25 protein-coding genes are annotated in these 22,428 nt (G+C 43.3%); 12 read left to right on the top strand and 13 right to left on the bottom strand.

What is annotated here, in order from left to right; genetic code table 11:
* Window positions 1-40 precede the first annotated feature (40 nt).
* Entirely contained in the window at window positions 41-955 is a 915-nt protein-coding gene (locus tag GGE08_RS00125; RefSeq protein WP_179382894.1) for an N-acetylmuramoyl-L-alanine amidase, read from the top strand.
* Window positions 956-1,010: 55 nt separating this feature from the next.
* Here the strand turns inward: GGE08_RS00125 and GGE08_RS00120 are convergent, their stop codons facing one another.
* From GGE08_RS00120 to GGE08_RS00105, 4 genes are all read right to left on the bottom strand, one after another.
* Entirely contained in the window at window positions 1,011-1,826 is an 816-nt protein-coding gene (locus tag GGE08_RS00120) for a hypothetical protein (protein WP_179382893.1), read from the bottom strand.
* Between the two features lie 100 nt (window positions 1,827-1,926).
* A complete protein-coding gene (gene arsM / locus GGE08_RS00115; RefSeq protein ID WP_179382892.1) occupies window positions 1,927-2,892 on the bottom strand; it encodes an arsenosugar biosynthesis arsenite methyltransferase ArsM in 966 nt (321 codons plus the stop codon).
* Window positions 2,889-3,704: a purine-nucleoside phosphorylase gene (locus tag GGE08_RS00110; RefSeq protein WP_179382891.1), complete on the bottom strand. Its 816-nt coding sequence runs from the start codon at window positions 3,702-3,704 to the stop codon at window positions 2,889-2,891. Before GGE08_RS00110 ends, arsM begins: the two co-directional genes overlap by 4 nt.
* On the bottom strand, window positions 3,701-4,315 hold the full coding sequence (locus GGE08_RS00105; protein WP_179382890.1) for a TIGR04282 family arsenosugar biosynthesis glycosyltransferase: 615 nt from the start codon (window positions 4,313-4,315) through the stop codon (window positions 3,701-3,703). The genes GGE08_RS00110 and GGE08_RS00105 overlap by 4 nt, the downstream gene beginning before the upstream one ends.
* A gap of 198 nt (window positions 4,316-4,513) precedes the next feature.
* On the opposite strand from GGE08_RS00105, the gene GGE08_RS00100 reads away from it, so the two are divergent.
* Complete coding sequence (locus GGE08_RS00100; protein WP_179382889.1) at window positions 4,514-6,061, top strand: glycoside hydrolase family 32 protein; 1,548 nt, start codon at window positions 4,514-4,516, stop codon at window positions 6,059-6,061.
* Window positions 6,062-6,128: 67 nt separating this feature from the next.
* The gene (locus tag GGE08_RS00095) at window positions 6,129-7,649 is read left to right on the top strand and encodes a pyruvate kinase (protein WP_179382888.1); all 1,521 of its coding nucleotides are present in this window, start codon (window positions 6,129-6,131) and stop codon (window positions 7,647-7,649) included.
* 483 nt (window positions 7,650-8,132) lie between these two features.
* Here the strand turns inward: GGE08_RS00095 and GGE08_RS00090 are convergent, their stop codons facing one another.
* Window positions 8,133-8,360 carry a hypothetical protein gene (locus tag GGE08_RS00090; RefSeq protein WP_179382887.1) on the bottom strand — a complete coding sequence of 76 codons (228 nt, stop codon included), beginning with the start codon at window positions 8,358-8,360 and terminating at the stop codon, window positions 8,133-8,135.
* A gap of 88 nt (window positions 8,361-8,448) precedes the next feature.
* Between GGE08_RS00090 and GGE08_RS00085 the strand changes: the two genes are divergently transcribed.
* From GGE08_RS00085 to GGE08_RS00075, 3 genes are all read left to right on the top strand, one after another.
* Entirely contained in the window at window positions 8,449-8,709 is a 261-nt protein-coding gene (locus GGE08_RS00085) for a hypothetical protein (protein ID WP_179382886.1), read from the top strand.
* 7 nt (window positions 8,710-8,716) lie between these two features.
* Window positions 8,717-8,950, top strand: a complete 234-nt coding sequence (locus tag GGE08_RS00080; RefSeq protein WP_179382885.1) for a hypothetical protein — start codon at window positions 8,717-8,719, stop codon at window positions 8,948-8,950.
* Between the two features lie 82 nt (window positions 8,951-9,032).
* Entirely contained in the window at window positions 9,033-10,556 is a 1,524-nt protein-coding gene (locus GGE08_RS00075; protein WP_179382884.1) for a GH3 auxin-responsive promoter family protein, read from the top strand.
* On the opposite strand, the gene GGE08_RS00070 is transcribed toward GGE08_RS00075, so the two are convergent.
* The 6 genes from GGE08_RS00070 to GGE08_RS00045 form a co-directional block, all read right to left on the bottom strand.
* Window positions 10,551-11,183 carry a hypothetical protein gene (locus tag GGE08_RS00070; protein ID WP_179382883.1) on the bottom strand — a complete coding sequence of 211 codons (633 nt, stop codon included), beginning with the start codon at window positions 11,181-11,183 and terminating at the stop codon, window positions 10,551-10,553. The two genes, GGE08_RS00075 and GGE08_RS00070, sit on opposite strands and share 6 nt — an antisense overlap.
* Window positions 11,184-11,351: 168 nt before the next feature.
* Window positions 11,352-11,816 carry a hypothetical protein gene (locus GGE08_RS00065; protein WP_179382882.1) on the bottom strand — a complete coding sequence of 155 codons (465 nt, stop codon included), beginning with the start codon at window positions 11,814-11,816 and terminating at the stop codon, window positions 11,352-11,354.
* A gap of 89 nt (window positions 11,817-11,905) precedes the next feature.
* Complete coding sequence (gene cls / locus GGE08_RS00060; RefSeq protein WP_179382881.1) at window positions 11,906-13,327, bottom strand: cardiolipin synthase; 1,422 nt, start codon at window positions 13,325-13,327, stop codon at window positions 11,906-11,908.
* A gap of 135 nt (window positions 13,328-13,462) precedes the next feature.
* Window positions 13,463-13,702 (bottom strand): hypothetical protein, encoded by a 240-nt coding sequence (locus GGE08_RS00055; RefSeq protein WP_179382880.1) that lies wholly within the window; start codon window positions 13,700-13,702, stop codon window positions 13,463-13,465.
* A gap of 39 nt (window positions 13,703-13,741) precedes the next feature.
* Window positions 13,742-13,903, bottom strand: a complete 162-nt coding sequence (locus tag GGE08_RS00050) for a DUF1328 family protein (RefSeq protein WP_179382879.1) — start codon at window positions 13,901-13,903, stop codon at window positions 13,742-13,744.
* A 172-nt stretch (window positions 13,904-14,075) separates the two neighbouring features.
* A complete protein-coding gene (locus GGE08_RS00045) occupies window positions 14,076-14,771 on the bottom strand; it encodes an SOS response-associated peptidase (protein WP_179382878.1) in 696 nt (231 codons plus the stop codon).
* A gap of 191 nt (window positions 14,772-14,962) precedes the next feature.
* Here GGE08_RS00045 and GGE08_RS00040 point away from each other — a divergent pair, with 191 nt between their 5' ends.
* Window positions 14,963-16,000 (top strand): AraC family transcriptional regulator, encoded by a 1,038-nt coding sequence (locus tag GGE08_RS00040; protein ID WP_179382877.1) that lies wholly within the window; start codon window positions 14,963-14,965, stop codon window positions 15,998-16,000.
* A gap of 18 nt (window positions 16,001-16,018) precedes the next feature.
* On the opposite strand, the gene GGE08_RS00035 is transcribed toward GGE08_RS00040, so the two are convergent.
* A complete protein-coding gene (locus tag GGE08_RS00035) occupies window positions 16,019-16,927 on the bottom strand; it encodes an AraC family transcriptional regulator (protein WP_179382876.1) in 909 nt (302 codons plus the stop codon).
* Window positions 16,928-17,091: 164 nt separating this feature from the next.
* Between GGE08_RS00035 and GGE08_RS00030 the strand changes: the two genes are divergently transcribed.
* A complete protein-coding gene (locus tag GGE08_RS00030; protein WP_179382875.1) occupies window positions 17,092-19,296 on the top strand; it encodes a DUF5916 domain-containing protein in 2,205 nt (734 codons plus the stop codon).
* Window positions 19,297-19,350: 54 nt separating this feature from the next.
* On the top strand, window positions 19,351-19,800 hold the full coding sequence (locus tag GGE08_RS00025) for a cupin domain-containing protein (protein WP_179382874.1): 450 nt from the start codon (window positions 19,351-19,353) through the stop codon (window positions 19,798-19,800).
* Here GGE08_RS00025 and GGE08_RS00020 read toward each other — a convergent pair whose 3' ends face one another.
* Window positions 19,801-20,286, bottom strand: a complete 486-nt coding sequence (locus GGE08_RS00020) for a hypothetical protein (protein ID WP_179382873.1) — start codon at window positions 20,284-20,286, stop codon at window positions 19,801-19,803. It abuts the gene before it with no gap.
* A 62-nt stretch (window positions 20,287-20,348) separates the two neighbouring features.
* On the opposite strand from GGE08_RS00020, the gene GGE08_RS00015 reads away from it, so the two are divergent.
* The 3 genes from GGE08_RS00015 (at window position 20,349) to GGE08_RS00005 (ending at window position 22,364) form a co-directional block, all read left to right on the top strand.
* Window positions 20,349-20,585 (top strand): helix-turn-helix domain-containing protein, encoded by a 237-nt coding sequence (locus tag GGE08_RS00015; protein ID WP_179382872.1) that lies wholly within the window; start codon window positions 20,349-20,351, stop codon window positions 20,583-20,585.
* 105 nt (window positions 20,586-20,690) lie between these two features.
* The gene (locus GGE08_RS00010; RefSeq protein ID WP_179382871.1) at window positions 20,691-21,461 is read left to right on the top strand and encodes an HNH endonuclease; all 771 of its coding nucleotides are present in this window, start codon (window positions 20,691-20,693) and stop codon (window positions 21,459-21,461) included.
* Window positions 21,462-21,527: 66 nt separating this feature from the next.
* Window positions 21,528-22,364, top strand: a complete 837-nt coding sequence (locus tag GGE08_RS00005) for a peptidylprolyl isomerase (protein WP_179382870.1) — start codon at window positions 21,528-21,530, stop codon at window positions 22,362-22,364.
* Window positions 22,365-22,428: the final 64 nt, after the last annotated feature.

The following is a 22,428-nucleotide window of genomic DNA, read 5'->3' as shown; positions in this document are numbered from 1 at the left end:
TCGCCATATTTGTAGCACATCCCACCCAAAACATGTTATAATGAAATTAAGATTATCCCTTCTATTTTGGGTAGGGGCCTGCACACTCATTTTTGCTCAAGACAACAATTTTTACCAAGTGGTAGCCGAGCAGGGCGACGGTATTTTTTCCTTGCTACGGAAACAGGGCTTAGATCCCGCCAAGCACTACGGCACATTTCTGGAACTCAATTCCGATAAAATCAAAGAAGGGAGCGCCCTGAAATTAGGTGAAGAATACAAGGTGCCCTATGCCAGTGATTCCTTTAAAAAGAAGGGTGTTTTGGTCGAAGCGGTCGCCGATTCCGAAGCCCCTATTTTTAATGCCGAACTTTCCCAGATGTCGGTCAAAAGTGACAAATTGAAGGATGCAGTGTACTATCTGATTGTTGAAAATAAGGTTGAAAGCGATGGCAGCTTTACCAAAGATACCGCCAAACGTCTCGCTGCTGAATTGATGGAACACGGTGCACAGGTATATGTAATGGGGGAGCCCAGTAATTCAAATGCTTCCAAAGGAATCATGGGGGAGTATGTGAAGGTTATCAACAAGCGATACCTTCAAAACATGGGCAAATACCAACGTGTCCTCTTATTGCGTGCCGGCGACCTTTCCCAAGGAAGCGCGCTGGATGTAGCCGTTTACCATTACAACAAAAGTGAGCAAGGGCAACGGTTTGCACACCATATTCAAAATGTATTCAAACAACATAGTGTTTCCAATACCAATGTGGATGAGGCCAGTTTGATTTTTGAAGATGAAAACAGTCTTTACTTGGCCAAGAACATACTACCTGCCATAAGCCTGTTGTCCTTGGAAAGTTCCTCCAAAACAGCCCAAAGTAAAATTTCGCTCAAAACCAATAAAACAAAGTTCGCCAACATGATCAGTAATGGCATCATGAACGACTACGCAGACCTTGAATTTGAGAATTGAAGCAATAAATTATTTTTAAAGTAGGGTGTTACTGGCCTTTATGTAACCATCACGGCTATTCCGTGAACGTATAGGGATTACCTTGAAGCATTGGAATGCTGTGTTTGGTAAAATCCCAGCATTTGTTCTCTTTAAGTTCTTCAACACTGCACAAAAAAGGATTCCCTGCCGCCATTTTCAAAAGTGAATCTATTGCTTTTGTTTTATTAAATTGGCTATTAACCTCACCATAAATTTCATCTCGGCAAACTGCATTTCCCCAAGAGAAGGAATTTTGGAATTTTTCGGAAGGATTTCTTTCCATAAGACATTTGGAGGTGATTTCATCAATTGGTGAAAGAACCGCTATTTTATCGATGGTTTCGTGTAACCAAGTATGGAAAGTCGTTGTCAATTCCTTTCCTATTGTCGATTCAAGTTTATTTTTTTTGTTTTTGAACATCCCAGTTTCCAAGACATTATAACACCAATTTGCTAAATCATGAAAGTGACTGTATCCAACCATACCTTCGATAACCTTTCGAAAATGATATTGGACACTAAAAAAAGCCTTACTTGGAGGTGAATCCCACAAAGAATCGGATGGTTTTGGCCAATTTTCGAGTTGAAAAGGAGCCAGATAAGATGGGTGGACGGAGCACACCCACATTGCTTCTACTAAGGGCTGACTTTCAAAATCATGATGTTTGTCAATACGCCAGATTATCCATTCGGACATGGCTGCGGCAAGAGCGATCAATCCTCTTGGAGATAGTTCCATAAGTTTTTTGCCAAAAACAGGGTCAATGGGCAATCTTTTTAAGGGTAGGTCCTTAAAATGAACAGGAAGCTCATTAAGCTTTAACTCATTTATAAACTCAGGCGGTACCATACAATCAATTTTTTTAAACGATTTTAAAAAGTCTTGAGGTATGATTCGTTATTGCCCGAGCTAAGGGCATCATATCAAAATTAGTATAAAATTCTAGAATTTAGCAACAACCCCCTCCATTATAGTGGTAGGTGCTCTCACTGATAAAAATTTCATCCGATGCATTGGCCAAGGCGACAGCCGTTTTATCACAAACTGCCAAGGGTTGGTTTTGTTGCAATACGTGTCCCTTTTGGTCGTCAAAATAGGCTTCGTTGCCAAAATAAATCGCTGTTTTTCCGGTAAAAACACATGGTCCATCCTCAGGCATTGGGTCTTTGATCGCTGCTATTTCTATGGATTCGATGTGGATGAGTTCATCAGTGGGGTAGTGGTTGGGCGATAAAACCCTGTACGACCGCTTACCACGGATTTCGATGGTGCCAAAGCCTGCATCGGTCAACACCCTTATGTAATACTTTAAAGGGATGCTTCCGCTTAGGCATTGTGCCCTCAATCGGTCATCATTACGGAGTTCATCGCTCATGGGCTGTTCGCAAATGGGGTCGCTCATGACCAATCTGCCGTGTGGTTTCAGGACACGGTACATTTCGGAAACGGCTTTTTTCAAATCTTCGATTTTAAAGATATTGAACAAGCAGTTCTGTGCGGCCACGTCCATACTCTCATCTTCAACGGGCAAATGCAGAGCATCTCCCTTCACTAAATTGACATATTCACTTCTGAACCAATTGTTTTCCGCTTCGGCCAATTTGAAATTTTTCCGGGAAGCTTCCAGCATTTCATCCACGGAATCCACCCCGGTAACCCCTCCTTTTTGCCTGGAAAAGTAAGCGAATTGCAGCAGTTCCATACCACCGCCAACTCCCACATAAAGAATTTTGGGTTCGTTCACCAAATCCTGTGCAGAAACGGTACTTCCACAGCCGTAGTTCATCTCCTGCATGATTTTGGGAATGGAAAGCCCCGGAAATTGCCAAATGGGGTTGGTGGTGCAGCAAAGTCCAACATCAGGGGTCAAAGCTGCTTCCTTATATAAATCCTGGGTGGCATCTAAATAGCTCATAGTTCTTTGATAAGTTCTTTGAATAGTTTGATCATTTTGGGTTCCGTTTGCCCCGCGACCCTCAAAATTTCCTGTACTTCAACAGGTTGCAAATTATCAGGGTCACATTCATCCGTTAAAACGGAAACCGCTACGATGGGTAGTCGTAAATGATTGGCAACAATTACTTCGGGAACGGTACTCATTCCAACCGCATCTGCACCCAAGGTTTTGAGCATGCGATATTCGGCCTTGGTTTCCAGTTGCGGGCCCACCACCGATGCATATACCCCTTTTTGCAACGAAATGTTTTCGCGCTTGGCTATGGCCTCCACTTTTTTGCGCATATCCAAATCGTAAGGTTCGCTCATATCCACAAAACGGTTCCCGAATTCGGATACGTTTTTAAAGGCCAATGGCGACCCTCCTTGAAGGTTGATGTGATCTTCGATGAGCATGATATCCCCTTTCTTAAAGTTGAGGTTGATGGCTCCCGCGGCATTGGACACAAACAATTGTTGTATACCAAGACTGTGCATCACGCGAATGGGGTAGGTAATGTCCAAAAAATCGTATCCTTCGTACAAATGGAAACGGCCTTGCATCACCACTGCCTTTTTGCCCTCGATAGTGCCATAGATGAGTTTTCCCGTATGAAATTCCACCGTTGCCAACGGAAAATAGGGGATATGGTTGTAATGGGCCTCGGTGGGATGCTCGATGCTCTCAATGAGCTGCCCAAGTCCCGTGCCAAGTACAATCCCAATTTCTGGGGTTTCGAAACCACGTTTTTTCAAGTAGTCAACGGATTCATCAATCTGTTTCTGTGTCATTCTTGTATATGTTTTAAAAATGGCGCAAAGGCCTCAATATCTTTAATGTCTTCGTAATAATCGACATCATTTTTTTCTTCCAATAGATGTACGTCGGCGTCTTTGATATCGGAAAGCGTATCGGACAACACCATATTTGTGCCCCATACCTTGTTTTGGAACAGCTTCCTTCGTAAGGATTTCATACCCAATAGGTAATAGCCGCCGTCTTCTGCCGGGCCCACGACAAAATCATGGTGGTCAAGTTTGGAAAATGCTTCTTCGAGGTCTTTTTGGTTTAAATGGAACATATCACTTCCAATAATGATGATGTTCTCAAACCCGGCTCGGAATCCCTCTTCAAAGGCATGCATCATGCGCTCGCCCAAATCCTTTCCAACCTGGAGTTTTTTTTGGTAGATGGAACTGTCCCAGATATCATGTTCCCAAATCTGTTCGGAATAGTACACCCATTTCTCTACATTTAGATTCTTGGTGAAGGCGACCGTTTGGTCCAATAAAAATTTGTAGATATCCAAAGCCGCTTTATCACCCACCTTCGCTGCCAATCGGGTCTTGCACTTGCCAAGTTCGGGGTTTCGGGTAAGGATCAAAAGAAGGTTTTTGCTCAACTTTTATGGATTTAGTTGGGGTTTGCAAAACGCTGTTTAAAGATAGGTAGATTTTTGCGTTCGTTCCTTTCGGAAAAAGGGAAATATTTTTTGGTTACAGTTGGTTTTCCGTCCAATTGTTCTGCCTCAATGTAGATAAAACCCATACAGTGAGCGCTAAAATTTGTTTAACTTGAGCGGGTTAATTTATTTTAGAAAATGCATAGACAAGTCATAAGTTGCTTTTTGGTACTCGCCCTGGTGGCATGCAAGCAGGAACAAAAGAAGGCATCGACCCCGACAGATAAGGATGCGAAATATCAAGAAGCATATCGACCCCAATTTCATTTTTCACCACCGGAAAAATGGATGAATGACCCTAACGGCTTGGTATACAATGACGGTTGGTACCATCTATTCTACCAATACTACCCAGATGATATCGTCTGGGGACCCATGCATTGGGGGCATGCGATGAGCAGGGACTTGGTGCATTGGGAGCATAAACCGATTGCGCTATATCCCGATGAGCATGGACTTATTTTTTCGGGTAGCGCTGTGGTGGACAAAAATAACACGACGGGTTTCGGTAAAAATGGGGAAACACCTTTGGTGGCCATATTCACCTACCATTCCATGGAGGGTGAAAAAGAGGGTAGAACAGACTACCAAACACAGGGCATTGCCTACAGTTTGGATAATGGTGTCACTTGGACCAAGTATGATGGCAATCCGGTTATACCAAACCCAGGAATCAAGGATTTTAGGGATCCCAAGGTGTTTTGGCACGAAGCTTCGTCATCTTGGATAATGGCATTGGTGGCGGGCGACCATGCGCAATTCTATACTTCCAAAGACCTGAAGGATTGGAAGTACATGAGCGATTTTGGAAAAACACAGGGCGCCCATGGAGGTGTTTGGGAATGCCCCGATCTTTTTCCCTTACCAGTACAGGGTTCAGAGGAAGAAAAATGGGTGCTGCTCATCAGTATCAATCCCAGAGCTCCAAATGGTGGTAGCGGAACCCAATATTTTGTTGGTGATTTTGACGGAACAACCTTTACTTCGCAGCAGCAAGAACCTAAATGGCTGGATTATGGAACCGATAATTATGCCGGCGTCACCTACAACAATGTGCCGAGCGAGGACCGAATTTTTATAGGTTGGATGAGCAATTGGGACTATGCACGGGATACCCCTACCCAGAAATGGCGAAGTGCCATGACCGCCCCCCGCAAACTTAGCTTACATCAGGTTGAAGACGACTATGTTTTGGCAAATTATCCCATTGCGTCCGTTGGAAAATTAACTTCCGATATGTTCCTGTCCTCAACGGAAGTCCCAGCGGCCACTTCGGACACTTTAGTTGTTGATGGGCTGCATCAATCCGAAATACAATTGAAAACAGCTTCAAAAAATATGAAGCTTCTGTTCAAAAACGATAGGGATGAAGTGCTTCAGGTCCAGATGGGTCTGGATACCGTACAAGTGGACAGGAGGTTGTCGGGTCAAGTTGATTTTCAAAAGGATTTTGGGGCAAGGATCCATAAAGCCCCTATAGTGCTCCCGAAGGGGGAGCTCAGGAATTTGAGGGTTTTGATGGATTGGTCGTCTATGGAGCTGTTTGTAAATGAAGGGTTATTGTCCATTACCGAGCAAGTATTTCCCACCGAACCTTACGATACATTGATTATTGTGAATGAGGACAGCCAACATCCCATCATTATCGAATCCATCAAAAAGATGGAATCCGTTTGGCAAAACTAGTATTGTCTGACCGATATCAGCTTTTTTGACAAGTTTCTCGATCATCTTTGTGGTCAATCATGGCGTTATGGGCATTACTCGGGAACTACTGGAAAAAATGGCAGAGCAAATTGATGCCGTCATTGACAGGATCCATCAGCATGAAATGGATGGCCATGGATTGACCAAGGGTGTATGCGATATGTATAGCGCCAGTGCCAGAAATCTGCTCCATTATACTTCCTTTCGGAGTTTTGATGCGCGTAAAATGCAAAAGGGCCTCAAACAACTGGGTCTGACCCGGCTTGCCAATGCAGAGGGCAATATACTGGGCAGTCTTCTCAACTTAAAAATCATTGTGAATAGCTTGTTGGGCAGGAGCCCCGACCTTACCAAAAATGAGTTTTTGAACATTGGCGATGGGGCCTTGTTGCTACAGAAGCACACGGAAGCACTATTCGGGCTGAACACAAGGGAACGCAGGGTGCGTATTATGGTGACACAACCCACGGAAGCGGCAACAGACTATGATTTGGTGCTCCAAATGGTGAAAAATGGGATGGATTGTGCCCGCATCAATTGCGCCCACGATGGCCCCGACGTATGGAAAGCCATAATTGACCACGTCCGAAGGGCTGCCAAAGAGAATTCCAGCCATGTAACGATAGCCATGGATTTGGCCGGTCCCAAAATAAGGACTGGGCCGATGGTTATTCGCGACCATAAACAGGGCAATATCCCGAAAGAACCATATATCCGGGTGCACGCTGGCGACGAACTCATCGTGACCAGAAACGAAAAAGAGGTTGCCCTACCCACCTTCGATGGAAATGGAAAACAGCTTCAACCTGCCAGCATTGGATGCATCCCTGCCATAATCGTAGATCGGGTCGAAACGGGAGCCCCTATTTTATTCGATGATGGAAAAATTGAAGGAGAAGTTATTCAAAAACATGTGGATTCCTTTGTGGTAAAAATTACACGTACCAAGCCAGGTGGAGCAAAACTGAAAGGGGAGAAAGGAATCAATTTGCCCACATTGGATTTGGGAATTTCGGGACTCACGGAAAAAGATCGTGAAGATTTAAGGTTTGTGACACAATATGCGGATATGGTCAACTATTCCTTTGTAAACGACGAAAAAGATGTGAATGACCTGCTTTTGGAGCTCAAAAAGTTGGGTGCAAATGATGAGTTGGGACTTATCTTGAAAATAGAGACCCATTTAGCCTATAAAAACCTAATTAATATCCTTATTACTGCAATGCAGCGCAAACGTTTGGGCATTATGATAGCTCGTGGCGACCTGGCCCTTGAAGTAGGATGGAAAAATATGGGTGCTGTACAGGAAGGTATTTTGTCGTTCTGCGGAGCGGCACATATTCCTGTGGTATGGGCCACACAAGTATTGGAGGGCTTGGCCAAAAAAGGAATGCCGTCGAGATCTGAGATTACCGATTTAGCTTCTTCCGTCCAAGCGGAATGCGTTATGTTGAACAAAGGCCCGCATATTATTGAGGCCATCTCTTTTTTGGATGAGGTGATGCAGACCATGAAGAGCTCCCATGATAAGAAAGAGGTTATGCTGCCCAAAATGGAGTGGAAATAAAAAAAGGGCACCTGAACAGGAGCCCCAAGACACATTACTAACTAACTGCAGATGAATTTTAAGGGATGCGTTAGTGTTTAGTATAGTTAACTAATGTAAAAGTAGATACTTCTTAAAAGGGAGTAGACGGATAGTGCAATTACGGCGTACCAAAAAAGGTATCCCAACTTTGCTTCTATAGTGTTCATTTTTCAGCGTGTTTGTTTATTTAGTTGAGTTAAAACTACACCTCTAAAGTATTCAAAACAAAGCCAATTCCCATGTAGAATTATATCGGTTGCCCTAATATCACCATAATTGGTGGTAAAAGTTATGTAAATGGAAAAGTGATGGATTTTGACATGAAGATGGTTGGGCGAAAGCTGGATCTTTTCGCTGAAAAACAAACTGTTATGTCAATTGGAAGAAGAAGGTTGGAATCTTGGGAAGGATGTTTATCGCAGGATGGAGAAACATCCTTCCGTATACTTTTGAAAGTAGATGTTAAGCCAAGGGCGAACCTTTAAGTCGTTTTTCGATTTTACGCTTCTTGGCCGTAATATTCTTCATGATTTCCATTAATTTGGAATCCTTAGTCTTTTTGTAGATCTCGTTAATGGAAAGAATCAAGCTTTTTGCTTCCCTTGAGGCCTTAACCCTATCGCTGGTGGACATGTGGCTCATGGGCCTTTTCTCAAATTCTTCCGCCTGTTGTAATAAATCCTGGGTCATTTTTTGTTTTTAAAATTATTCGCAATCGGCTAAATATAAGGGTTAGTTTTATACTTTTTGCCTATGCAACCATTTGATTTTCATATTTATGAAAACATTAAGAAGATGGGTGGGGGAAGTGTTGAAAAATTCTAAAAATGATCTGGAAGCGACCTGTTTTCCTGATACTGGAGATAAAGGAGGATGTGTAAAAAATCAGGTTTTCTCCACTAAAGCCCCGCCGTATGTTAATTTAACGTTTCGTAATTGTAAACTGTATATTATTTGGACTATTTTTGCATCAAAAGAAGTAGTTGGAAATTATCTGGAAACATACGGAAAACAAAACTTCCCTCAACCACCAAAGTAGGATTAATTTGGAATATGCGGTCCGCCTTCAGGTGGTAAAGATACTCATCAAAGAGGCAGAACACCTGATGAATTACCTTTCTTTGGTAGGGATTCAAATTGATGCTTCCAATGGAAAGGTTTCCGTTCACCCAGAAACTCCCGAACCGCTCTATTCCAAAATTTCGGATAAGCTCGTTCAGCCCAAAGCGCGAATTGTGCAAGAACCTGTGTCATCCCTTTTGGCGACAGCTCATTTCTAAGATCTTTCCAGTCAATCAAAAAACGGATTGAGAACACCCCAATGCAGGTATATCGGTAATTTTACATAAAGAAATTACCCATATGGCAATCATAGGAAACATTATCAAAGGTGTTATTGAGGCAAAGGATGCCCTCAGTAGGGAAACAGACCCTGTTGAAGACCAAAAAAAGGTACTACGGGATTTGCTGGAAAAAGCTAAGGATACCGATTTTGGAAGGCAGTACGATTTTGAAACCATCCTAACGTCCGATGACATCCAAAAGACCTTTTCAGAGAAAATTCCTTACCACGACTATAACAAAATTACCGAGGAATGGTGGAGCAAGACCATTGAGGGCGAGCCCAATGTGACTTGGCCCGGAAGTCCTGATTTTTTTGCGCTGTCTTCCGGCACCACAGGTAAGACTTCCAAGCGAATTCCAGTAACCAAAGATATGTTGGACTCCATTACACGGGCAGGACGGCAACAGGTTTTCGCCATGAGCAATTTTGATATGCCAGCGGATTTTTTCGAGAAGGAAATCATGATGTTGGGCAGCTCCACCAACCTGCAGGAACGCAATGGTAAAAAAGAAGGGGAAATTAGCGGCATAAGTGCCAGCAACATTCCATTTTGGTTTAAAAAATACTACAAGCCCGGGGACAAGATTGCCCAAATTGATGATTGGGACGAACGGGTGCTTTCCATTGCCAAAAACGCGAAAAATTGGGATATTGGCGCCCTTAGTGGCATTCCCTCCTGGATGGAATTGATGCTCAAAAAGGTCATTGATTACCACAATGCGGAGCATATTCATGAAATTTGGCCCAATTTACAGGCCTATACTTCCGGAGGAGTGGCTTTTGAGCCCTACGAAAAAAGTTTCAACGCCCTATTGGGCCATCCTATTCAGATTATCGATACCTATTTGGCTTCCGAAGGGTTCTTTGCCTGCCAGAACCGTCCGGAGACTACGGCCATGAAATTGATTACGGACAATGGGGTCTATTTTGAATTTGTCCCCTTTGAACCGGAATACATCAATCAAGATGGATCGTTGACCGATAATGCGCCTTCCATTACCCTTGACAAAGTGGTGGAGGAGGTGGATTATGTATTGATCATTTCCACGGTATCCGGCGCATGGAGGTACATTATTGGCGATACCATAGCCTTTACGGATGTGGAAAGAGCCGAGATCAAAATTACGGGTCGAACTAAATTCTTCTTGAATACCGTGGGTTCCCAGCTTTCGGTGAACAAGTTGAACGATGCTGTGAAACATTTGGAAGAGGAACTCAATATCAAGGTGCCAGAATACACACTTTGCGCCAAACGCTTTGACGATGGATTTTACCATTCCTGGTATTTGGGGTCCGATAAAAATCTGGATGAGGAAAAAACTGCGGCCGTGTTGGACGCTTACTTAAAGGAAGCCAATAAAAACTACAAGGGAGCCCGAAGCAAAGCTTTGGAAGGCGTTAAGGTCACCTTTGTGCCCCAACAAATGTTTGCCGAATGGAACGGGGCCAACAAAAAGAAAGGTGGTCAGGTAAAAATGGAGCGTGTTATGGGAGAGGAGCGCTTTAAGGAATGGGAGGAATTTGTCGCTAATCAATCATAATAGGCCATTGTCGACCGAATCCTGTTGTTTGACCATTTCCATAATTTCATCCGGGGATAGATAATATTGTTTGATTCGGGTCTTGTACGTTTCATCGATGTCGGAATTGTTGAGTATAAACCGTTTCGTCTTTAGGATGTATTCGGACATTCCCCTTGCTACGGCAAAGGAATCTGCGGCACGCTCCGCTTGCTTCACAAACTCTTTTAAAAGCACATAGCGGATACCAAAACCGATAAGATTGAGATTGCCCCGCTCTTGATAATCCATCACATGGCCGAGCTCATGACCCAACCAACCGATCAAAACATCTTTGGGCACATCCACTGTTTTATATTCTTCACCGGAAATCTTGAACCGTTCGCTGATCAGAATCACATAGCTTCGCTTGCTTCTCGGTTTTACGAGTCCGCTCCAGGTAGGCTGTGCCTGCATCACCGATTTTTTGATGTTTTTTTTAAACTTAAAGGTTATGGGAATGCCTTCAAGCTCTGGAAAATGTTCCAAGGCGATGTTTACTTCATCTTTTATGTTGTCGGGTATACTGTTTTTGGGTTCCTTCAAAATAATGATTACAAAAAATAGTGCGATGAATACAAGAAAAATGGAAAGGAATTTTCTCTTCAAAATGAACTGGGCTTAAAAAGATGCTGTCTAAAGAACGGGTTATCTGTCAGTTCGAGCGCAGTCGAGAACTTATTGCACACTGATAATCAATGGGTTTCGGCTCTACTCAACCTGACGTTCAAATAATACCGCTCTTTAGACAGCTTTTTATTTAGATTCTTTTTTTACCTAAAACTGGTATCGCAGACCAAGGGCGATATCAAGGTCAAGGTCATCGGAATAATTGTCGTTGAATCCAAGTTCCGGTCTCATGTCCAATGAAATGAGCAGCGGGATTTCAAAATTATACTCTATACCGATGTCACCGGCCACAAGGGCAAAAGTTCCATCGTTCTCACCGGCATCAAAGGAACCAAGACCACCACCGGCACCTACGTACCAGTTAAAACCGCCATCTATGGGCATCACCCATTGATAGAGACCTACCAATTTAAAGGCTTCCACATTGTTGGAGTCTCTCCAACCGAGGTCAAATTCCAGTCTGTTGTTTGCTTTTAGGTAACGCTGGTAGGAGATTTCACCTCCAAAACCGTCGTTATCGCCCAATCGGACACCCAAGGCGTTCTTTGAGATGCTCTGGGCACTCATGGCTGTTGTTCCTGCTAAAAATAAAAGTAAGATTAAATTTTTCATCATTGTTTATTTGGACACAAAGGTAGATTTGTCCCTATTTTGGCTTGCCGTAAACCATTTAATGTTTGCTCCAAATACCTATTGGGCTATTAAATGAGGGGTTTAAAGAATTTGAAGAGTCCTTCGAGGAACCGTAGCCATACGCCCCTGTTCTTGAACCGTTCCAAGGTGACCAACTCAGCTTTATCGCAGAGTTTTTGGAACTCTTGGGCCATTTCGGCGGTGATTTTCTTATCGTACAGGAGCACATTGGTTTCATAATTGAGCTCAAAGCTGCGTATGTCGAAGTTTCCGGAACCGATGGATACCAAGTCGTCGTCTACGATCATGATCTTGCTATGCGAAAAGTCGTCCCGCAAATAAATATCGATGCCCACTTGCAGCAGTTCCTCAAAATGGGAGAACATCGCAAATTTGGCGGCCTGGGAATCGGATTTTTTGGGTACCAGCAGATGGATTTTTACACCTTCCAGTGCCACAATCTTCAAACTTTCCAAAAAAGCCTCTCCGGGAACAAAATAGGGATTGGCAATGCAAATGGATTTTTGGGCCTGGTTCATCATGCCGATGTACTGGTGCATGATGGTGGGATACATGGAATCCGGTCCCCCGGCCACTACTTGGGCATCAACTCCGTCCATTTGTTCCTGTTCGAACAGATAATCGGAGATATGAAAATTTTCCTTGTTGCTGGCAAAAAAGTAGTCCTTTAGAAATACCATGTGCAGGTCGTTGACCACTGGCCCTTCCAATTGCAAGTGGACGTCCTTCCATTTGCCCAGTCCATCCTCTCGTTTGATGTATTTGTCCGATACATTCACGCCCCCCGTAAAGGCCACTTGGTTGTCGATGATGACAATTTTCCTATGGTTCCTAAAATTGAGGGAGAACAGCAGGTTGGTTAATCGGATGGGCATGATGGGGTAGATCTTTACCCCGATATCCTGAAATTTTTTCCTGGGCCGCCCCCGCAATTGATAGCTTCCCAAGGAGTCGTAAATGATGCGTACCTCCACCCCCTGATCAATTTTCCGCTTCAACAAATCCAACATTTTGTCCAAGAGCTGGCCCTGTTCCAAAATATAATATTGAATGTGGATGAACCTTTTGGACTTTTCCATGGCATTGAACAGCACATTAAAGGTTTCGCCGCCATCCTGCAACACGGAAACTTTGTTTCCAGAGGTCGCCGTGGTATTGCAACTGGAATGGATTAGCCGACTGAGGCGCTGTTTTCTGATGTCGTTCTCGAAATGGGTGCGATGGTCCTCTTTTAAGGGAGATTCCGGTAATCCGTATTTTTTGCGTTTTTCAAATTCCTTGGGATTAAAAAAGCGGAACTTTCTGCGGTTCACACCAAAAAGGTAATAGAGGAGTGCCCCAAGAAAGGGTAAGGTAATAATGGCCAATGCCCAACTAATGGAACGGGAAGGCCTTCTTCCGTGGTAAATAATGGCGCCAATGGCCCAAACGGAAGTTACGATATAGAGGATGGTGAGGACAGTCTTCAAAAAAATGGTAGTGTTTAGATGTTCTAAGGTAGCAACGTTTTATGGTAAAGCCATGCCATCCCTATAATAAAATAGGTGCAAACAAAAAACTCTGGCAAATCTTTGCCAGAGTTTATACTTTTTAATTTGTGAAGTCTATTGGGAATCGTCAGTGGCGTCCTCAATGGAGTCTTCCACTTCTTCGGCAGCATCTTCAATGTCGTCTCCAACATCTTCCGCTGCGTCTTCCACCTCTTCGGCGGCATCCTCAACGCCTTCCTTCACATCTTCTACGGCCTCTTCGGCCTTATCTTCTTTTGTTTCCCTGCAGCTGGTCATACTCAAAGTAAGCACGGTAGCTAGCATTAGGGCAAATACACTTATCGTCTTTTTCATGGGTTCTCTGTTTTAAGGTTAATGATTATTGTGGGTATTCTATAGTCTTTTTCTTCCGGTTATCAGTGAAATGATAAACAGGACAATAAAAATGAAAAATAATATTTTGGCGATGCTTGCAGCTCCGGCGGCGATTCCGCCAAATCCGAAAATACCCGCTATGATGGCCAAAATAACAAAGGTGACTGTCCAACGTAACATAATAATAGTAGTGTTTAAATTATAGCCTGATCAACTCTTAATCAGTATATTACAAATATCGCTTGCCTTTTGTCCGTAGCTTGTCGTTTTCGGTGTTTATGTTAACTCAAAAGCAAAATAGGAATCGCATCGCCCCTTAAAAAAGAGGTAGTAATCCCTTAAGAGGACCGTGTTAGTCCTGCGAATTTGTGATAAGGGGTACGTGTTGGGTGTCGGAAGTGATGTGGTTCAAAAAAAACTCATTGGATAGCCGTTTGGCTTTCAGTTTCACATCTTTTGGCTTTTGGATGATTTCTTCCAGCTCCGATGGGGTAGCCTTTTGGTTCAGCCAGTCCATCGCCATGGCTTTGGGGATGATGACGGGGCAAAGATTGCTAATGTTGTGGTATTTGGTGAGGAAGGTATCCGTTTTGTCTACCATAAGAGCGGTGCACAAAAAGCCATCGTCCAACCTATTATAGGTGCCTGCAAGGTAGAAAGGCCTGTTGTTGGCTTGATGGATGTAAAAACTACAGGTATTTCCGTTTTCCAAAAGGTGGGTATAAAAACCTGTCACTATGATCAAGCAGCGGCGCTGTTCAAAGGATTCCTGCATCCAGTCGATGTCTTCCAGTTCGCTCACCTTTACGTTGAGGGTATTGGCATTGTCCTGAAATATATGCCAATCTTCTTTGAAATCCTGCGGCATCAGCCCCCAAATGGCCAATGAGATGCGGTTGGGCTTCTCCATGGTCACCACACTGAGGTTGATTTCGTGAAATCCGTTAATAATGGGGTTTGGGGTATATAGGTTTGGATATCGGAAAGGAATTCCAAACTCCTGTTCTATCTCCTCTTTTCCTGCGTCATTTGAAAGCTTGTAAATCATAGTCTCCAGTAATATGTTATCAAGTAAATTTAAAAAGCAGGCAATGGTTAACTCAAATCAAATTATTTGTATTGCTTTTCATTTTTTTATTAAAACTATGATAAAGCCAAGCGGCCATGGCTGACCAACGGACAACAAACCCTATATTTATAGTCTTAGACCAAGAATAAACAAATTAGTAGGAGATTTTAATGATCAAAATCAAAGTGGATGCTCAGGACACCGCGGAATCGGTGGAGCAGATAAGAGATGTAATCGGAGGCGAAATCAAGGAGCGCTGGGGACAGTATGTTTTGGAGGTTTCCAACGATAAGGCCGAAGGGAGCATACGTTTTATTACCTTCGATTGGGGGGTAAGCCTGTTGGAACTGGACATTACCTTTGCCGAAGAGGTGATCATTGAGGTGGACACCTCCAACTTTAATCCCATCAGTTTTTACTATTGTTTGGAAGGTTATTGCGGACATAAGTTTGGCTACCAGCCCGATGATGAGATCAAAATCATGGAGCAGTTTCAATCCGTGATTTTGACCAACAGGGATGGCGGCATCACCGATAGATATTTCCCAAAGGACATCAAAATTTCCCAAACCGTCATCCAAGTGCGCCGAAAGCCATTTTTGCGCAAAAGACTCAACCAAGGCGAGGAGCTCAACCAACAGCTGTACAAGGTGTTTTTGGATAGCGACCACGAAAAGGTGTTTGCCTACTACGGCTCATACAACCTTAAAATGGCGGAGGTGGTCACCAAGATGCGCGCAATCAAGGCCAAGGGCATGATCCGCATTATGATGATCGAGGGCTACGTGTACCAGATATTGTCCATGCACATGATCCAGCACAACAAGGAGGTACTGAACAAAAGACCGCAGACCAGTCTGCTAAAGCGGGAGCTGAAGACCATTCGCAACTACGTCAAAAAAATAGAGAAGAACATTTCCCAAGATTTTTCGTTGGAAGACATTTCTGCGGAAACGGGACTAACGCAGGCCAAACTGCAAGAAGGCTTTAAGTTGCTCTACAACAAAACGGTGACGGAGTACATTCGCCATGCGCGATTGGAACTGGCCCGCGACTACATTGCCACCACCGAAATGAACATCTCTGAAGTGGTCTACTCCATCGGGTTTACCAGTAGGAGCTATTTTTCCAAGATTTTTAAGGAAAAGTACGGCCTAAGCCCAAGCGAATTCAAGAATAGTAAAAAGAGCGCACAGACTGTAGGTTGATGCAGCTCTGAAGGTCTGTTAATTTAAGTTGCGGAACGCTTTGGGTGAATGCCCAACCTGCTGCTTGAACATGCGGCTAAAATGTTGGGGGTATTTAAAGCCGAGCTCATAAGCAATTTCGCTTACCGATTTGTTCGGGTCGAAGACCTTCTCCTTGGCTACATCGATAAGTTTGGTCTGGATGTATTCCTGAGCGGATTTTCCGGTCTCTTTTTTGATCAAATCCCCAAAATAATTGCTGGACAAATGCAATTGGTCGGCAAAGTACCCCACCGTGGGCAATCCGTATTTTAAAGGTTTTCCCGAAGTAAAATAGTCGCTCAACAAAGATTCAAACTTGTTCAGGGAATTTTGATGTGGAATTTCACGGGTCAAGAACTGGCGATCATAAAACCTGAGGCAATAATCCAACAGCAACTCAATATTGGAAACAATGAGCTTTTTACTGTGTTTGTCCAAGTTTTGTTCCAATTCAAATTGAATCTTATCCAACAGGCTCAAAATAATTCTACGCTCTTTAGTGGATAAATGGAGCGCCTCATTTACGGCATAGGAGAAATAGGTGTAGGACGACATCTTGTTGGCAAGGTCCGAGCCCAGAAAAAGGTCGGGATGGAACACCAGCGCATACCCTTTCGGCACGTAATTGGCATCTTGGGTGAGCTGTACGGTTTGGTCGGCACCCACAAACACCAAGGTCCCCTCGTCATAGTCATAGTCCCTACCGCCATATTTGATCTTACAATGCTTGCTATCCTTTAAAAAAACACCGTAGCAGCCCCAATGGATACCCTCATAGCCCTTGTAGGAATACTGGTCCAGATTTAGCGTGGAATAATCCAAAATACTGACCAAGGGATGCAACAATTCGGCATCGCGCCACTTGAAATAATCGTTAACGGTGCGTATGTGCAAAATCTTTTCCATGGTCCTAACCCTATCAATTACGCATTAAATATAAGCTATTGATTGCCAGTATTTCAAATGGGCGTGAACAATCTGTAATATTGGTAGGAACATCTGTAATTCTGGTACGATTTTTCACTGGGTCGGAGCGTATTTTTGGTCACATCACTGGAAAAACGATGATGATGAAGCACTGGCACCCCTTATTATGGTTGATTTTTGGCCTTTTTATGCTTGTTCCGTATTCGGGATTTGCCCAAAATACCACCAAACAGATCGGCGCCAAATTCATCACCGAAGAAGTGGTGTTGGATGGTAAATTGGACGAAGCTTTTTGGGAAATGGCCGAAACCGGTTCCGATTTTGTGCAGTACTTCCCAACCGATTCGCTTCCGGCAAAACACGCCACATCCTTTAAAGTGGTCTTTTCCGAAACTACCCTGTATTTGGGCGTTCGAGCCGAGGCGGCCAATGGCGATTACGTGGTATCGTCCCTTCGCCGGGATTTTGGCGGAACTACCAACGATAACATCTCCTTCCTCTTCGATACCTTCAGCGATGCGACCACGGCCTTCTTTTTTGGTGTGACCCCCTACGGCGTTCAGCGTGAGGGCTTGGTGGCCGAAGGCGGGGAAAATTTCAACAATACCTGGGACATCAAGTGGCAGGCCGAAGCACAACGGTACAACGACCATTACACCGTGGAAATCGCGATACCCTTCACGTCCTTAAAATTTATAGAGGGTTCCACCTCTTGGCGTTTTCGGGCCTACCGCTGGAATATCCAAAGCAACGAACAGACCACATGGACCCAGATTCCGCAAAACCAGACCCTTTCCAGTTTGGCCTACATGGGGCAGTTGAACTTTGAACGACCCTTGGGGCGCTCGCGGAGCCCATTTTTCTTGATTCCCTACATCAATACGCTGGCGCAGCAGGATTATGCCGCCGATACCGACCAACAGGATTTTAAGACAGGGGTGGATGCGAAAGTGGCCGTTAGCGACGGAATGAATTTGGATGTCACCATTAACCCCGACTTCAGCAATGTGGAGGTCGATGATGTGTTTACCAACCTGACGCGCTTTGAAATACGATTGCCGGAACGGCGCCAGTTCTTTATCGACAACAACGACCTTTTTGCCAACTACGGGAACACCTTGGACAATATTCCCTTTTTCTCAAGGCGTATCGGCTTGGTGCGCGATACCTTGGGCAATCTCATTGAAAATAGACTGTTGGGCGGGGTACGTTTGAGCGGAAAACTCAATTCCACATGGCGACTGGGCTTTTTGAACCTGCAATCGGCCGCAGATGATGCCAACAGGATTCCTTCCTACAATAATATGATGTTGGCGTTTCAAAAGAAAGTGTTTTCCCGCTCCAATTTGGGCTTTTTTTGGGTGAACCGCCAAACGTTGGACACCGATGAATCCCTCAACCCGAACGAACGCTACAATCGGGTCATTGGGCTGGACTATGATTTGGCTTCGGCAGATAACATTTGGACCGGGAATTTCTTTGTGCACAAGTCCTTTCAGCCGGGGGACAGCGAAGGCAACTTTTCGGCCCAGGCCCGGGTGAACTACGACGATAGGGACTGGCGGTTTGTAACCGATTTTGTGTATGTGGATGAAGAGTACCGAGCCGATTTGGGCTTTGTGCCACGAACCGATATTTTTAAAAATGGCCTTTCGGCAACACGACGGTTTTATCCGAGAAATTCCAAGATCAGCAACCACAGTTTCCAACTGTTGGGCGTCAACTTTTGGAGGGTGAACCTCGATTTTAAGAACACCGATTATTTCTACCGCGCCACTTGGGAAATCAATTTTACCAACCAGTCCACCTTTTCCAATAACGTACAGCACGATTATATTTTTCTTACCAACGACTTTGACCCGACCCGAACGCCGGGCGCTACGCCACTATCTGGAAACCGGGGGTATAGCTTTACGCAGTACAACGCCGAATACGCATCCAATCCGTCCAAACTGTTCACTTTTTCGGGCAATACCTCGATCGGACAGTTTTTTAATGGGGAGCAGTATTCCTTTGGTGGGCAGGTGGGTTATCGCTTTCAGCCGTGGGCCAACATTAGTGTTGGTGTCAATTACGATGGCATTCGACTGCCAGAACCCTACAACGATGCCGATATTTGGTTGGGCATTGCCCGTACCGAAATCACTTTTAGCAAGTCCATATTTTGGAACACCTTGATCCAATACAGCAACCAGCGGGACAATTTTGGCATCAATTCGCGCCTGCAATGGCGTTTTGCCCCCTTATCGGACCTATTTTTGGTGTACAACGACAATTATTTTACGGGAACGTTTGCGCCCCGGTTCCGTTCCATTAACTTAAAGCTCACCTATTGGTTGAACCTATAAGTTGGGCCAAGGGTGGTTTGAATGATAAAAAACAACAACTAAAACACGATAGCAATGAAAAAAATGACCTTGATAGCGCTATTGGGCGCACTGTGCTTCGCAGTAACCGGAAACGCCCAAGATGCCATTTTCCCGAAGGGGCAAAAGGGCCCAGATGAATTTTTTACCGGCAACGCCTATCCGTATGGTTTGGTACAGGCCGATTCTATCTACACCACCTTGGCGGGCAATGTGTATTTTGAAGCTGGGGCGAGGAGCCATTGGCATTCCCACCCGGCGGGGCAACTATTGATCGTGATCGATGGTACCGGCTATCATCAGATCGAGGGGCAGCCCAAGGAAATAATTACCAAGGGCGATGTAGTAAAATGTCCCCCAAATACCAAGCATTGGCACGGGGCATCCAAGGACGAGGGCATGTCGCACATTTATGTGATTCCCAACACCGAAAAGGGGATCGTGGAATGGATGGAGCCCGTTTCCGATGCACAGTACAACAACTGACTACACCTTAGTGGCATGCCCACAAAGCGGGGTGCAGTATTCCTCCAGGCGGTATATGCCTTGGTAGTTATGCGTAACCTGTATCCGGAGCAAAGGGTCGGGGGCATCTATCCTAAAGGATAGCACCAATTTTTCTTCATCCACGTATAGGCTGCCTTGGTCCAAGGGGCGGGGCAGGGAGAGCGGTCCCATATCGCTGAGGTTCACGGGTTGATGAATGGGGCACTGAATGGAAAACCGGAACACCAAACTGTCCATAATATCCAATTGGAGCAGCTGCGGGGACAATTTTTGAAACCCGATACGGCCCTGCCGGCTGGGCAGGCGCTGCAGCAGTTTTCCGTGTTGCGAATTGCAGATGTTGAGCGATGCAAAGGTGATTTGCAGTTGGGTGTGGGTGCTGTGGTGGAGGAAATGGGTTAGGGTTTGTATTAGGTTAGCATTTGGCTTATCCGCTTTATTTGATGTTGTCGGTAAATTTTTCATAGCTATACAGTTGACATATATGTTTACTCTATCTGTGAATATAGAAACTAATATTGACATAAATGTCAATAAACAACGAAATATTACTTGCCTATCAAAAAAAGTTAGGTCACCGGATTAAGGAGGTTAGGGAGAGCAAAGAATTATCCCAATTGGATGTTGCCTCCATATGCGATTACGATAAGACCACCATTTCCAGAATCGAGAACGGAAGAACCAATATAACTTTAAAAACACTGGTCACTTTAGCTATGGCCATGGAAGTGGATATTTCCCAACTTTTTGATTTTAAGGATTGATTTTTAAACGTAAATCCAACTGCCAATCATCGATTTTATGCTTAATTTGGGGTGTATGGATGTATTTTATATTTATATAAACATGTTACATAATTTTTAAAATAAATGAAAATTTGCATTTGGTGTAGACAGAATGATACACAAGTTACATTTAATAATAAAGCACATACGATTCCCCAATCTTTAGGTGGTAAAAACATATGTGAAAATGTTTGTGACAAATGCAATTCATATTTTGGAAATATTCAAAACAGAATTCCTTCTATTGAAACAGTCATAAAAGAGACTTTTAATATCTCCAGATTGATTTTACTTGATTCCAGCAATGAGGTCGGAAAGAATAAAGCACTAGCAAGATTTAAATCAGAACTATTTAACGTTAATCTAAAGCAAAAAAAAGTAAGAGTTAAACCTAAATATAGTCTTCGGCAAAATTTTCAAAAAAATATGGCTAGACAGTTGAAACGAGGAATATATAAAGTTTATCTAGAAGAAAGAGAAAGGCAAAAAGGAGATGCATTGAATGAAAAATATGATTTCATTAGAGAGTTTTCAAGATATAACCTCGGCGACTTTCCATTAATATACTTCAGGAGAAAAAATGGAATCATGATGATGCTAGAGGAATGGAATAAATCACCAGAATTAATTTTTGACGAAAGGTACAGAATGAAATACCTTTTAGACAATCATAACTTTTTTGAATTTGAATTGCTAGGTCATGTTTTAGCAATTTCAACATCCCGTAATTTCGTATTGAGTAGAGATACTTATATAAAGGAGACAAAAAAGGTTAAGGAGGAATTATTTTCTGAAATGTTTCCTATAGAAAAATTTAATGATTTCGATTTGACTTTAAAAATTATGGCTAATTGAAAAATGACTAAGTAGAACAAAGTCCATAGTTCATTCCGCCATAGCTAAGACCTTTACGATTCATATATGAAAAATTTTAAAAATATAATATTTGTTCTTTTTGTAATGCCCTGTTGTTTTGGTCAAAACCCTGATTACAAGTTATTAATGCGGAACATAAGCACCCAAAACCAAGTGGATAGTATTCAATTGAATAATCCTTGTTTTTCCCTAAAACGTATCATACAGACAACAAGCGATTCTGGTTTTGAAGAATTTATCAAAGATATTGAAATCGACAGCATAAAGGAGTTTAATGATGTTTATTATAAAATCCTTAATAAAAAAACCAAGAAGGAATTCAAGGTTAAATACATATGGTTGGATGGTGGCAAAATGTCCAATTCCAAAATTCAGGGTACTAAAAAAGAAATATTTAGAAGATATAGAAATGGAGAGGACTTTGGGGATCTTGCAGATGAATACTCGATGGACCCAAGGAAAAACCAAGGAAACCTAGGCTGGTTTCCTGAAGGCAGAATGGTTCCTGAATTCGAAAAGTCTGTAGCTGAACACGAGCTAAATGATATTTTTGAGTCTATTCAAAAAGATAGGAACTGGCATTTTGTTGTTTTAAAAACACACAATGATAGGGAAACAGGGGAATTTGAATACTTGAAATTAACTGAAATACAAGAATCCGTTACACGAGATGTAAATGAAAAAGGCAAATTCATACGGGTAACAATTGCAACTGGGATTAAAAACATTGTAGAACTGAGTAACGTACAAATTTCAAAAGTAGAGTGCGTGAATTGCAAAAAAGAAGTTCTGAATAAGGCAATCAAATGTGAAGCCATTCAAAAAAGCTTTGAAATACTCAAAGGTCAAGCTGTAGCCTTCCCTTTTTTAGGACATCGCTAAATTCATAAAATTATCATTAATGTCGTCTGTTTCGGGGAAGAATTCTTCCCCGAAACGGTTCTTG

Source organism: Allomuricauda sp. ARW1Y1, from assembly GCF_013407935.1.
In the GTDB taxonomy this organism is placed as follows: Bacteria; Bacteroidota; Bacteroidia; order Flavobacteriales; family Flavobacteriaceae; genus Flagellimonas.
Note: the sequence above shows the minus strand (reverse complement) of the source record. Positions and strands in the feature narration are given on the sequence as shown.

Coding starts and splice junctions, on each gene's coding strand:
- GGE08_RS00110 (WP_179382891.1), bottom strand. CDS start 3,704: ATGACACAGAAACAGATTGATGAATCCGTTGACTACTTGAAAAAACGT.
- GGE08_RS00100 (WP_179382889.1), top strand. CDS start 4,514: ATGCATAGACAAGTCATAAGTTGCTTTTTGGTACTCGCCCTGGTGGCA.
- GGE08_RS00125 (WP_179382894.1), top strand. CDS start 41: ATGAAATTAAGATTATCCCTTCTATTTTGGGTAGGGGCCTGCACACTC.
- GGE08_RS00005 (WP_179382870.1), top strand. CDS start 21,528: ATGAAAAATTTTAAAAATATAATATTTGTTCTTTTTGTAATGCCCTGT.
- GGE08_RS00035 (WP_179382876.1), bottom strand. CDS start 16,927: ATGGAAAAGATTTTGCACATACGCACCGTTAACGATTATTTCAAGTGG.
- GGE08_RS00075 (WP_179382884.1), top strand. CDS start 9,033: ATGGCAATCATAGGAAACATTATCAAAGGTGTTATTGAGGCAAAGGAT.
- GGE08_RS00025 (WP_179382874.1), top strand. CDS start 19,351: ATGAAAAAAATGACCTTGATAGCGCTATTGGGCGCACTGTGCTTCGCA.
- GGE08_RS00120 (WP_179382893.1), bottom strand. CDS start 1,826: ATGGTACCGCCTGAGTTTATAAATGAGTTAAAGCTTAATGAGCTTCCT.
- GGE08_RS00045 (WP_179382878.1), bottom strand. CDS start 14,771: ATGATTTACAAGCTTTCAAATGACGCAGGAAAAGAGGAGATAGAACAG.
- GGE08_RS00030 (WP_179382875.1), top strand. CDS start 17,092: ATGAAGCACTGGCACCCCTTATTATGGTTGATTTTTGGCCTTTTTATG.
- GGE08_RS00050 (WP_179382879.1), bottom strand. CDS start 13,903: ATGTTACGTTGGACAGTCACCTTTGTTATTTTGGCCATCATAGCGGGT.
- GGE08_RS00090 (WP_179382887.1), bottom strand. CDS start 8,360: ATGACCCAGGATTTATTACAACAGGCGGAAGAATTTGAGAAAAGGCCC.
- GGE08_RS00095 (WP_179382888.1), top strand. CDS start 6,129: ATGGGCATTACTCGGGAACTACTGGAAAAAATGGCAGAGCAAATTGAT.
- arsM (WP_179382892.1), bottom strand. CDS start 2,892: ATGAGCTATTTAGATGCCACCCAGGATTTATATAAGGAAGCAGCTTTG.
- GGE08_RS00085 (WP_179382886.1), top strand. CDS start 8,449: ATGAAAACATTAAGAAGATGGGTGGGGGAAGTGTTGAAAAATTCTAAA.
- GGE08_RS00020 (WP_179382873.1), bottom strand. CDS start 20,286: ATGAAAAATTTACCGACAACATCAAATAAAGCGGATAAGCCAAATGCT.
- GGE08_RS00065 (WP_179382882.1), bottom strand. CDS start 11,816: ATGAAAAATTTAATCTTACTTTTATTTTTAGCAGGAACAACAGCCATG.
- GGE08_RS00015 (WP_179382872.1), top strand. CDS start 20,349: ATGTCAATAAACAACGAAATATTACTTGCCTATCAAAAAAAGTTAGGT.
- GGE08_RS00055 (WP_179382880.1), bottom strand. CDS start 13,702: ATGAAAAAGACGATAAGTGTATTTGCCCTAATGCTAGCTACCGTGCTT.
- GGE08_RS00010 (WP_179382871.1), top strand. CDS start 20,691: ATGAAAATTTGCATTTGGTGTAGACAGAATGATACACAAGTTACATTT.
- GGE08_RS00040 (WP_179382877.1), top strand. CDS start 14,963: ATGATCAAAATCAAAGTGGATGCTCAGGACACCGCGGAATCGGTGGAG.